At 72.2% G+C, this 12,269-nt stretch carries 8 protein-coding genes; 6 read left to right on the forward strand and 2 right to left on the reverse strand.

Translation table 11 applies throughout. From position 1 onward, the window contains the following. Positions 1–63: 63 nt before the first annotated feature. The 5 genes from B079_RS0104955 to serA all read left to right on the forward strand — a co-directional run bounded on the left by B079_RS0104955 (position 64) and on the right by serA (position 8,687). Positions 64–3,096, forward strand: coding sequence for a putative bifunctional diguanylate cyclase/phosphodiesterase (locus B079_RS0104955; RefSeq protein ID WP_018544676.1), 3,033 nt, complete (start codon positions 64–66; stop codon positions 3,094–3,096). A gap of 244 nt (positions 3,097–3,340) precedes the next feature. Beyond that, entirely contained in the window at positions 3,341–5,191 is a 1,851-nt protein-coding gene (locus tag B079_RS0104960) for an acetolactate synthase large subunit (protein WP_018544677.1), read from the forward strand. 22 nt (positions 5,192–5,213) lie between these two features. Beyond that, the gene (gene ilvN, locus B079_RS0104965) at positions 5,214–5,738 is read left to right on the forward strand and encodes an acetolactate synthase small subunit (RefSeq protein ID WP_018544678.1); all 525 of its coding nucleotides are present in this window, start codon (positions 5,214–5,216) and stop codon (positions 5,736–5,738) included. A 115-nt stretch (positions 5,739–5,853) separates the two neighbouring features. Beyond that, positions 5,854–6,852: a ketol-acid reductoisomerase gene (gene ilvC, locus B079_RS0104970; protein WP_018544679.1), complete on the forward strand. Its 999-nt coding sequence runs from the start codon at positions 5,854–5,856 to the stop codon at positions 6,850–6,852. Positions 6,853–7,097: 245 nt separating this feature from the next. Continuing rightward, positions 7,098–8,687 carry a phosphoglycerate dehydrogenase gene (gene serA, locus B079_RS0104975; protein WP_018544680.1) on the forward strand — a complete coding sequence of 530 codons (1,590 nt, stop codon included), beginning with the start codon at positions 7,098–7,100 and terminating at the stop codon, positions 8,685–8,687. Positions 8,688–8,766: 79 nt separating this feature from the next. Here serA and B079_RS31355 read toward each other — a convergent pair whose 3' ends face one another. Beyond that, a complete protein-coding gene (locus B079_RS31355) occupies positions 8,767–10,365 on the reverse strand; it encodes an MFS transporter (RefSeq protein WP_051094950.1) in 1,599 nt (532 codons plus the stop codon). A gap of 96 nt (positions 10,366–10,461) precedes the next feature. Between B079_RS31355 and B079_RS0104985 the strand changes: the two genes are divergently transcribed. Beyond that, on the forward strand, positions 10,462–11,031 hold the full coding sequence (locus B079_RS0104985; protein WP_026248367.1) for a TetR/AcrR family transcriptional regulator: 570 nt from the start codon (positions 10,462–10,464) through the stop codon (positions 11,029–11,031). A gap of 2 nt (positions 11,032–11,033) precedes the next feature. Here the strand turns inward: B079_RS0104985 and B079_RS0104990 are convergent, their stop codons facing one another. Beyond that, entirely contained in the window at positions 11,034–12,254 is a 1,221-nt protein-coding gene (locus tag B079_RS0104990; protein WP_051094952.1) for a PucR family transcriptional regulator, read from the reverse strand. Positions 12,255–12,269: the final 15 nt, after the last annotated feature.

Here is a 12,269-nt window from a genome sequence, read left to right on the forward strand (position 1 = left end):
CCGCAGGAGGCCCGTCCACCGTCCCCCCGCCGACCGGGGACCGGCACGGACCGGGAGGCCCCGGTGAACGCGCCCCCCTCGCTCACGCCGACCGCGCTCGACGGGGCGCTGCGCGCGCCGCAGCCGCCCCCGGCCCCGAAGCCGGGCCCGCCGCCCGCCGCCGAGGGCTCCCGCCTGGCCCAGCAGCTCGTCCTCGCCCTGATCTGCGGGGCGTACGGCATCGGGGCCGCGCTGGACTGGGGCAGCAAGGAAGTCGCGCTGTTCATGGGCGACTTCGGGCTTGCCGCCGCCGCGGGCACCGCCGCGGTCTCCTGCTTCCTCTACGCCCGCAGCCCCGGGGTGCGCTTCCGCCCCGCCTGGCTGCTCTTCGCGCTCTCCTCCGCGATGGCCGCCCTCGGCAACGCGGTCTGGGGGTGGTACGAGGTCGTCCTCGGCCGTGACGTGCCCAGCCCGAGCTACGCGGACCTGTTCTTCCTCTGCTTCGCGCCGCCCGCCATCGTGGGCCTGCTGGTCCTGGCCAAACGCCCGCTCAACCGGGCGGGCTGGATCTGTCTCACCCTGGACGCCTGGCTCATCGGCGGCTCGCTGCTCACCCTGTCGTGGAGCCTCGCCCTCGCCCAGGCCGCCCGCTTCGACGGCCCGAGCGTCGCGCACACCGCGCTCTCACTGGCGTACCCGCTGCTCGACATCGCCCTGGTCAGCATGGTGCTCGCGCTGCACTTCCGGCGCAGCCCGGGCAACCGCACGGCGGTGAACACCGCGATCGGCGCCCTCGCCCTCACGGTGATGTGCGACGCGCTGTTCACCTCGCCGCTGCTGCACAGCCACTACCGCTCGGGGCAGCTGCTCGACGCGGGCTGGTTCGCCGGTTCCCTGCTGCTCGCGTACGCCCCCTGGGCCGCCCCGAAGCAGCACGCGCACGGCCCCGACGGGCAGCCCCGCGCCGCCCGCGAGCGCGTACCCGGGCCGCGCACCGGGGGCTCCGGGTGCCCGCCCGCACCGGACACTGAACAGGTCAGGTACCCGGCGGGCCGCCCGATCACCGGCTCGCTCGCCGCCCTGACGCCGTACCTCGCCGCCGCCGTGTGCACGCTCGGCATCCTGTACAACGTGCTCAACGGCCGCAGGCCCGACCATGTCGTGCTGATCACGGCCGGGGCGGTGGTCCTCGCGCTGGTCGTCCGCCAGGGCATCATGCTCCTGGACAACATCACCCTCGCCCAGGAACTGGCCCACAAGGAGAACCACTTCCGCTCCCTGGTGCAGGGCTCCAGCGACGTCATCATGATCGCCGCCCCGAGCGGCATCCTGCGGTACGTCTCCCCGGCCGCCGCCGGGGTCTACGGCCGCCCCGCCGAGGAACTGGTCGGCACCGAGCTGGCCAAGCTCATCCACCCCGAGGACCTGGGCTGCGTCCTGCACGAGGTGCGCCGCTTCCTCGCCGCCAGCCCGCCGGACGAACCCACCACCCGCATCGAGTGCCGCTTCCGCTCCGGCGCCGGAGGCTGGCTCAACGTCGAGTCCACCGTCAACCGGCACCACGGCGGCCTGATCTTCAACAGCCGCGACGTGACCGAACGCGTCCGGCTCCAGGCCCAGTTGCAGCACAACGCCGAGCACGACCCGCTCACCGACCTGCCCAACCGGGCCCTGTTCACCAGACGCGTCCAGCAGGCCCTGTCCGGGCGCCGGGCCAGCGACCGGGGTGCCGCCCTGCGCGGCACCGCCGTGCTCTTCATCGACCTGGACGGGTTCAAGGCCGTCAACGACACCATCGGGCACCAGGCCGGGGACCAGCTCCTCGTCCAGGCCGCCCGCAGACTCCATGAGGCGGTACGCCAGTCGGACACCGCCTCCCGGCTCGGCGGCGACGAGTTCGCCGCCCTGATCACCGGCGACGGCACCCGCGACCGCACCGCGCGCGAGCGGAACATCCTGGAGCTGGCCGACCGCCTCAGGGCGACCCTCTCCCAGCCCTACGCCATCGACGGCAACGATGTCCGGGTCAACGCCTCCATCGGCGTCGCCTTCGCCGAGCCCGGACTCGGCGCGGGCGAGCTGCTGCGCAACGCGGACCTGGCGATGTACCGCGCCAAGGCGGCGGGCAAGGGCCGCGTCGAGCTGTACCGGCCGCAGATGCAGCAGGACGTCGTCCGCAAGGCCGAGCTGGCCGGACGGCTGCGGGCCGCGCTGCACGACGGCGAGTTCGCGCTGCTGCACCAGCCCGTGGTCTGTCTGGAGAACGGCCGGATCGCGTCCGTCGCCACCCACGCGCGCTGGCGCTCCTCCCAGGGCGTGCTGTTCACCCCCGCCGAGTTCCTGCGGGTCGCGGACGATGGCGACAAGACGGCCGAGCTGGAGCGCTGGATACTCCGCGAGGCCGTGGAGCAGGCCGCCGAGCGGGCCGCCGGGGGACTGGTCGTCCCGGTCGCGGTCCGGATGAGCGCCCGGCGGCTCCTGGACCGCTCGCTGCCGCTCGGCTCGATCGAGGCGCTGCTGACCCGGCACGGCCTGCCGCCCGGGGCGCTCGTGGTCGAACTCTCCGACACCGACCCGCGGCTCTCCCTGGACGAGCTGGAGCGGCGGCTGACCGCCCTCAGCAGGCTCGGGGTACGGATCGCGCTGGACGGCTTCGGCGGCGGCTGCGCGGCCTTCACCGCGCTGCGCAGGCTCCCGGTGGACATCCTCAAGCTCGACCGCGGCCTGGTCGAGGGGGTCGTGGAGTCCGCGCGGCTGCACAAGATCACCAGTGGGCTGCTGAAGATCGCGGGCGACCTCGGTCTCCAGTCCGTGGCCGAGGGCGTGGACCTGCCCGAACAGGTCGTCGCCCTGCGCGCGATGGGCTGCACCCACGGCCAGGGCATGGCGTTCGCCGGGCCGGTGGACGAGTACCGGCTGCGCCGCGCGCTCGCCGCCGGGCGCTACCCGGTGCCGCACGCCCCGGGCGAGCCCGTCCTCGCGGGCAAGGGCGCGGGGGCGAGTGCGGGCGCCGCCGCAGGTGGGGGCGCCGGGGTGTACTCCGGGGGCATGTCCACGGTGATCGGCGGCACCACCACGCTGCGCTCACATAATGAGACGGCTGTCCCACCCACTTGACAGTAGGTGCGCGCCGGGGGGAGGGTCAGTGCCATGCGCACCCGAATTCTCGTACTTGGACAGCGCGTCGGCTGAGCTGGGACGACCGGAGGACGATCCGGAAACCCCAGCGCCTCTCACCGACGCGCTCCCCTCGCTTGCCCTCCCGGCACGAGGGGTTTTTTGTTGCACGAGCGACCTTCGTGCGGCGCTCCAGCTCCGCTCAAACCTCGCAAAAACCCTCAGCATCGAGAAGAGAATGCCGATGACCGAGCAGGCCACCGGGGCCCACCATCCGCAGCCGCGGCCCCGATCCGGAGGGCAGCACGTCGCCCCTGTCGAGCACGTGACGGGCGCCCAGTCGCTCGTGCGCTCGCTGGAGGAGGTCGGGGTCGACACCGTATTCGGCATTCCCGGGGGCACGATCCTTCCCGCGTACGACCCGCTGATGGACTCCAAGCGGGTGCGCCATGTGCTGGTCCGCCACGAGCAGGGAGCGGGGCACGCGGCCACCGGCTACGCGCAGGCCACCGGCAAGGTCGGCGTCTGCATGGCGACTTCGGGGCCCGGCGCCACCAACCTGGTCACCCCGATCGCGGACGCGAACATGGACTCGGTGCCGCTGGTCGCGATCACCGGCCAGGTCGTCTCCAAGGCGATCGGCACGGACGCCTTCCAGGAGGCGGACATCGTCGGCATCACCATGCCGATCACCAAGCACAGCTTCCTGGTCACCAAGGCCGAGGACATCCCCCGGGTGATCGCGGAGGCGTTCCACATCGCCTCCACCGGCCGCCCCGGCCCGGTCCTGGTCGACATCCCGAAGGACATCCTGCAGACGCGGACGACCTTCTCCTGGCCGCCGGTCACCGACCTGCCCGGCTACCGCCCGGTGACCAAGCCGCACGCCAAGCAGATCCGCGAGGCCGCCAAGCTGATCACCGCCGCCAAGCGGCCCGTCCTCTACGTCGGCGGCGGTGTCCTCAAGGCGCACGCCACCGCCGAGCTGAAGGTCCTCGCCGAACTCACCGGCGCGCCCGTCACCACCACCCTGATGGCGCTCGGCGCGTTCCCCGACAGCCACCCGCTGCACGTGGGGATGCCGGGCATGCACGGTTCGGTCACCGCCGTCACCGCGCTGCAGAAGGCTGACCTGATCGTCGCCCTCGGCGCCCGCTTCGACGACCGCGTCACCGGCAAGCTCGACGGCTTCGCGCCGTACGCCAAGATCGTGCACGCCGACATCGACCCGGCCGAGATCGGCAAGAACCGCGAGGCCGACGTGCCGATCGTGGGCGACGCCCGCGAGGTCCTGGCCGACCTGGTGCAGGCCGTGCAGAAGGAGCACAGCGAGGGCCACCAGGGCGACTACACCGCCTGGTGGCGCGATCTGACCCGCTGGCGCGAGACCTACCCGCTGGGTTACGAGCGCCCCGAGGACGGCTCGCTCTCCCCGCAGGCCGTCATCGAGCGCATCGGACAGCTCGCCCCCGACGACACGATCTTCGCGGCGGGCGTCGGCCAGCACCAGATGTGGGCCGCCCACTTCATCCAGTACGAGCGGCCCGCGACCTGGCTCAACTCCGGCGGCGCCGGAACCATGGGCTACGCGGTCCCGGCCGCCATGGGCGCCAAGGCCGGACAGCCCGGCCACACGGTCTGGGCCATCGACGGCGACGGCTGCTTCCAGATGACCAACCAGGAACTGACCACCTGCGCCCTGAACAACATCCCGATCAAGGTCGCCATCATCAACAACGGCGCCCTCGGCATGGTCCGCCAGTGGCAGACCCTGTTCTACAACCAGCGCTACTCCAACACCGTCCTGCACTCGGGACCGGACGACGTCAACCCCGAGGCCCGGGGCACCCGGGTGCCGGACTTCGTGAAGCTGTCGGAGGCCATGGGCTGCGTGGGCCTGCGCTGCGAGCGCCCCGAGGACCTGGACAAGGTCATCGAGGAGGCCAACGCCATCAACGACCGCCCCGTGGTCGTCGACTTCATCGTCCACGAGGACGCCATGGTGTGGCCGATGGTCGCCGCCGGCACCACCAACGACGAGATCATGGCCGCCCGTGACGTCCGCCCCGACTTCGGCGACGGCGCGGACGACTGAGCGAGAGAGACGTAAAACGACCATGTCCAAGCACACGCTCTCCGTCCTGGTGGAGAACACCCCGGGCATCCTCGCCCGCATCGCCGCCCTCTTCTCCCGCCGCGGCTTCAACATCGACTCGCTCGCGGTGGGCGTCACCGAGCACCCCGACATCTCCCGCATCACCATCGTGGTCGGTGTCGAGGACCTGCCCCTCGAACAGGTCACCAAGCAGCTCAACAAGCTCGTCAACGTGCTCAAGATCGTGGAGCTGGAGCCCGGTCAGGCCGTCCAGCGCGAACTCGTCCTGGTGAAGGTCCGCGCCGACAACGAGACCCGCTCCCAGATCGTCGAGATCGTCCAGCTCTTCCGCGCCAAGACCGTCGACGTCTCCCCGGAGGCCGTCACCATCGAGGCCACCGGCTCGGGCGAGAAGCTGTCCGCCATGCTCAAGATGCTGGAACCCTTCGGCATCAAGGAGCTGGTCCAGTCCGGCACGATCGCCATCGGACGCGGCGCCCGCTCCATCACCGACCGCTCGCTGCGCGCCCTCGACCGCTCGGCGTGACCCCCGGCCCGGTCGCCGCCGAACCGGCGCGGCGACCGGATGCCGAGACCCTCAGACCTTCCGTCACCCCGCCGCAATACGGTGGGACGCACACCGCACATCAAGGAGAGAACCAGTGGCCGAGCTGTTCTACGACGACGACGCAGACCTGTCCATCATCCAGGGCCGCAAGGTCGCGGTCATCGGCTACGGCAGCCAGGGCCACGCCCACGCCCTGTCGCTGCGGGACTCGGGCGTCGACGTCCGCGTCGGCCTGCCCGAGACCTCCAAGTCCCGCGCCAAGGCCGAGGAGCAGGGCCTGCGCGTGGTCACCCCGGCCGAGGCCGCCGAGGAGGCCGACGTCATCATGATCCTGGTCCCGGACCCGATCCAGGCCCAGGTCTACGAGGAGTCCATCGCCCCGCACCTGAAGGACGGCGACGCGCTGTTCTTCGGCCATGGCTTCAACATCCGCTTCGGCTTCATCAAGCCCCCGGCGGGCGTCGACGTCTGCATGGTCGCCCCCAAGGGCCCGGGCCACCTGGTCCGCCGCCAGTACGAGGAGGGGCGCGGCGTGCCCTGCATCGTCGCGGTCGAGCAGGACGCCTCCGGCGAGGGCTTCGCGCTGGCCCTGTCGTACGCCAAGGCCATCGGCGGCACCCGCGCCGGTGTCATCAAGACGACCTTCACCGAGGAGACCGAGACCGACCTCTTCGGCGAGCAGGCCGTGCTGTGCGGCGGCACCGCCGCGCTGGTCAAGGCGGGCTTCGAGACCCTGACCGAGGCGGGCTACCAGCCGGAGATCGCCTACTTCGAGTGCCTGCACGAGCTGAAGCTGATCGTCGACCTCATGTACGAGGGCGGCCTGGAGAAGATGCGCTGGTCCATCTCCGAGACCGCCGAGTGGGGCGACTACGTCACCGGCCCGCGCATCATCACCGACGCCACCAAGGCCGAGATGAAGCAGGTCCTCGCCGAGATCCAGGACGGCACCTTCGCCAAGAACTGGATGGACGAGTACCACGGCGGCCTGAAGAAGTACGACGAGTACAAGAAGCAGGACTCCGAGCACCTGCTGGAGACCACCGGCAAGCAGCTGCGCAAGCTGATGAGCTGGGTCGACGAAGAGGCGTGAGCCCCGTGCCCCGCGGCCGTGCTCTCCGGTGACCGGGGAGCACGGCCGCGCCCGGGCCCGTACAAACCGGCGCTTCCCGTCCGGGTGATCCTTCCGCAGCGGCACAGTCGGGCGGCCGTCGCGCCACTACACTGCAGCACTACATACGCGTCAGGCCCACAGTGTCGTGCGTCTTCCACGCGGCTAGCAACCCTCCGCCAGCGGCCGTCGGGACGGCCGTCCGCATTGGACTTGTGAGGACTCACGTGAGCTCGAAACCCGTCGTACTCATCGCTGAAGAGCTGTCGCCCGCGACCGTCGACGCACTCGGACCGGACTTCGAGATCCGGCACTGCAACGGAGCCGACCGGGCCGAACTGCTCCCCGCCATCGCCGACGTGGACGCGATCCTGATCCGCTCCGCCACGAAGGTCGACGCCGAGGCGATCGCCGCCGCCAAGAAGCTGAAGGTCGTCGCACGAGCCGGCGTCGGCCTGGACAACGTCGACGTCTCCGCCGCCACCAAGGCCGGCGTGATGGTCGTCAACGCCCCCACCTCGAACATCGTCACCGCCGCCGAGCTGGCCTGCGGTCTTCTCCTCGCCAGCGCGCGCAACATCCCGCAGGCGAACACCGCGCTGAAGAACGGCGAGTGGAAGCGCAGCAAGTACACCGGCGTCGAGCTGGCCGAGAAGACCCTCGGCGTCGTCGGCCTCGGCCGCATCGGCGCCCTGGTCGCCCAGCGCATGTCCGCCTTCGGCATGAAGGTCGTCGCCTACGACCCCTATGTGCAGCCCGCGCGGGCCGCGCAGATGGGCGTCAAGGTGCTGTCGCTGGACGAACTCCTCGAGGTCTCCGACTTCATCACCGTCCACCTGCCGAAGACCCCCGAGACCCTGGGCCTCATCGGCGACGAGGCGCTGCGCAAGGTCAAGCCGAGCGTGCGCATCGTCAACGCCGCGCGCGGCGGCATCGTGGACGAGGCCGCGCTGTACGCGGCGCTCAAGGAGGGCCGCGTCGCGGGCGCCGGTCTCGACGTGTACACGAAGGAACCGTGCACCGACTCCCCGCTCTTCGAGCTGGACCAGGTCGTCTGCACCCCGCACCTGGGCGCCTCCACCGACGAGGCCCAGGAGAAGGCGGGCATCGCGGTGGCCCGCTCGGTGCGCCTCGCGCTCGCCGGTGAGCTGGTCCCGGACGCGGTCAACGTCCAGGGCGGTGTCATCGCCGAGGACGTCAAGCCCGGTCTGCCGCTCGCCGAGCGCCTGGGCCGCATCTTCACCGCCCTTGCGGGCGAGGTCGCGGTCCGCCTCGACGTCGAGGTCTACGGCGAGATCACCCAGCATGATGTGAAGGTGCTCGAACTCTCCGCGCTCAAGGGCGTGTTCGAGGACGTGGTGGACGAGACGGTCTCCTACGTCAACGCGCCGCTGTTCGCGCAGGAGCGCGGGGTCGAGGTCCGCCTGACCACCAGCTCCGAGTCCGCCGACCACCGCAACGTGGTCACCGTGCGCGGCACCCTCGCGGGCGGCGAGGAGGTCTCGGTCTCCGGCACGCTGGCCGGTCCCAAGCACGTCCAGAAGATCGTCGCCGTCGGGGAGTACGACGTCGACCTCGCGCTGGCCGAGCACATGGTCGTCCTGCGCTACGAGGACCGTCCCGGTGTCGTCGGCACCGTCGGCCGGGTCCTCGGCGAGGCGGGCGTCAACATCGCCGGTATGCAGGTCGCCCGCGCGGCGGCGGGCGGCGAGGCGCTGGCCGTGCTGACCGTGGACGACACGGTCTCCCCGGCCACGCTGACCGAGCTGGCCGAGGAGATCGGGGCGACGTCCGCCCGGTCGGTGAACCTGGTCTGAGCGAACCCCCTCCGGGCACGCCGTACGGGAGCGCCGGGCGGACCGACAGTCGGTCCGCCCGGCGCTCCGGCGTCTGCCCCTACCGGGGATCGAGCTGCTTGGTGTCGGCCCGCTCCGTGTCGAGCCGATCGCCTTCCGCCCGCTCGGTGTCCGCCCGCTCCGTGTCCAGCCCGCGCAGCGTCAGCGCCGCCCCGAGCGCGGCGAGCCCCAGCACCACCGCCCCGGCGATCGCCGCCGCCTGCATCCCGTTCGTGAACGCCTCGCGCGCCGAGGCCAGCAGCGCCTCGCCGGTACGCCCCGGCAGCCGGGCCGCGGTGGCCAGCGCGCCGCCCAGGGTCTCGCGGGCCGCGTCAGGGGCGTCCGACGGCATCCCGTGCCGGTAGACGGCGGCGCCGACCGAGCCCAGGAACGCCATCCCGAGCGCCCCGCCCAGCTCCGTGGCCGTCTCCAGCAGCGAGGACGCCGTACCCGCCCGCTCCGCCGGGGCGGTGCCCATCGCGAGGTCGGTCAGCTGCGACATCACCATCACCGCGCCCGACGCCAGCACCCCGGCCCCGGCCAGGGCCGGCCACAGCGAGTCGGTGCCGACGAGCGAGAGCAGGACGTATCCGGCGGCGGAGACCGCGAACCCGGCGGCGACCACCCGGCCCCGGTCCGCACCCCGTGCCACGAGCGCTGCGGTCACCGGACCCGCCACCCCGATGAGCACCGAGGGCACGAGGCTCCACAGCGCGGCCGACAGCGGGCTCTTGCCCAGCACCGACTGGATGTACTGCGTGGTGTAGATGGCCGAGCCCAGCATCCCGAAGGCCGACACCAGCGTCAGCACCAGCGCCGGGGTGAAGCCCCGCCGCCGCAGCAGCGTGAGCGGCACCAGCGGCGCGGCGGCGGTGCGCTGGCGGTGGACGAAGAGCGCGGCGAAGAGCAGACCCACCGTCACCGAGACCACGTACAGCGGGTGCCAGCCCTCGGAGGGGATCTCCTTGAGGCCGTAGACCACGGGCAGGACGGCGGCCAGCGACAGCGGCACGCTCGGCCAGTCGAAGCGGCCGGAGACCGTCTTGCGGGACTCGGGGAGCAGGAGCGGGCCGAGCACCAGGAGCAGCAGCATCGCGGGCAGGTTGACCAGGAAGACCGAGCCCCACCAGAAGTGCTCGACCAGGACCCCGCTCATCACCGAGCCCAGCGCGATGCCGCCGGTCATGACGCCGGACCACAGTCCGATCGCCTTCGCCCGCTCGGCGGGGTCGGTGAACATCGTGCGCAGCAGCGCCATGGTCGACGGCATCAGGGTCGCGCCGCCGACCCCCAGCACCGCGCGGGCCGCGATCAGGGTCGCCGCGCTGTCGGCGTAGGCGGCGAGGACGGAGGCGGCGCCGAAGGCGGCGGCCCCCGCGAGCAGCAGCCGACGGCTGCCGAAGCGGTCCCCGAGCGCGCCCATCGTCATCAGCAGCCCGGCCAGGACGAAGCCGTAGATGTCGAAGATCCACAGCTGCTGGGTGCCGCTCGGACGGAGGTCGGCGCTGATCGCGGGGGTCGCGAAGTACAGCACCGAGACGTCCATCGAGACCAGCAGCAGCGGCAGCATCAGCACGCCCAGCGCGGTCCATTCGCGGCGTCCGGCGCGAACGGGCTTGCCGTGGGCGGGAGTCGGGGTGGTGCTCGTCGGATTCACCATGCCGAGGAATGTACGCGCGTCTTAAACGCTTGTCTAGAACGCTTGTGTAAGCCATCCGTCTAGGACGCTTGTATGGCTCCGGGTACGCTGACCGGCATGGGACACCGTGAGGATCTGCTCGAAGGCGCCAAGCGCTGCCTGCTGGCCAAGGGGTTCGCCCGGACCACGGCGCGCGACATCGTGAAGGAGTCCGGCACCAACCTGGCCTCCATCGGCTACCACTACGGCTCGAAGGACGCCCTGCTGGCACGGGCGTACGTGGCGCTGGTGGACGACGCGGGGGACACCTTCGGCGGGGCCGAGCCCGAGGGCGCCCCCGGCTCGCTGGAGCGCTTCCGCTGGGTGTGGTCGAACATCGTCGCCTCGATGCGGGAGCCCGGTTCGGTCTTCCGGCTCGGCATGGAGGTCATGACCGTCGAACTGCCCGAAGTGCGCGAGTACCTGGCCCGCGAGCAGCAGGAGGGCGGTCGCGGTCTGGTCGCCCTCCTCATGGGCGTCCCGGAGGAGGAGGTCGGCGACGAGACCGCCGACACCCTCGGCCGCTTCTATCTGACCCTGATGACCGGCCTCATCGGCCAGTGGGCCTTCGACCCGAAGACCGCCCCGGACGCGGACGTGCTCACCGAGGGGCTGCGCCAGATCATCGAGGCCGCCGCAGAGGGCTGACCTCAGCCCAGCCGCGCCCGCTTCAGCGCCATGTGCAGCAGCAGCCGGTCCTCGCCGTCGTCCAGGTCGAGCCCGGTCAGCCGCTCCACCCGGGACAGCCGGTAGTACAGCGTCTGGCGGTGGATGCCCAGCTCGGCGGCGGCCCGGCCCGCCTGGCCCGCGCAGTCGAGATAGACCTCCGCGGTGCGGGCCAGCTCCAGCTGGGCCGGGGAGAGGAGGGGCAGCGCCACCGGGTCCTGGACCGCGCTCGGCGGCAGCGCGGTCAGCAGCCGGTACGGCCCGATCCCGCGCCACTGCGCGACCGGCCCGAACCTCGGCTCGGCCAGCGCCGCCCGCGCCGCCGCCGACGCCTCCCGCCAGACGGCTCCCAGCTCCGCGATCCCGGTCCGGGGATCGCCCACGCCCACCCCGACCCGGGCGCCGGACGGGCCCCCGCCCGCCGCCTCCTGCACCAGCCGGGCCGCCGCCGTCAGCGCCGGGGCCGTCACATCCGTACTGCGCAGCCGCACCAGCACCGCGAGGCTCTGCCCGGTCGCGCCCCACGGCACCGTGCACAGCGCGGTCGCGTGCGGGACCGTACGCACCGAGGGGGCGTCGTCGGGGTCGGCCGAGGGCCAGGGGGCCACGCAGACCACGGTGTGCGGGCCGTCCGCGCGCGGACCGAGCGCCGTGCGCAGCTCGGTCACCGCCATGTCCCGCTGCCAGCCCTCCTCGGCGGTCAGCACTGCCCGCAGCTCCCGGCCGAGCCCCGCCCCGGCCCGCGCCTCGTCCGCGAGCAGCGCGCCGATCCGGCCGGTCACCTGCATGGCGGCGGCGAGCTGCGCGTCGGTGGGGCCCGGGTCGTAGTCCAGCAGCCAGACATAGCCGAGGACGACACCCCGATGGCGTACCGGAAGACAGATCCTTCCCCGGTACACCCCGGCCTCCGGAGTGGGCGGGATGCGCACGGGGGCCGTCGCGCGGGTGATGCCGAAGCCCTCGAACCACGCCCGCACCGCCGCCGTCGAGCGCCGGGTCAGGATCGAGCGGGCGCGCACCGGGTCCAGGGCCGTGGGATCGAGGTCGCCCTCGCTGTCGTACGCCCCGAAGGCGATCAGCTCGAAGTCCCGGCTCTCCAGGGTCGCCGGGGCGTCCAGCAACTCCGAGATCTCGTCCACCAGCTCCTGGTAGTCGCCTCGGTGAAACGATCCGGTATCCGCCGCCACCCGGGCATTCTGCCGCATATCCGAGAGCCCTTC

The sequence above is a fragment of the Streptomyces sp. LaPpAH-108 genome (assembly GCF_000373625.1).
Lineage (GTDB): Bacteria > Actinomycetota > Actinomycetes > Streptomycetales > Streptomycetaceae > Streptomyces.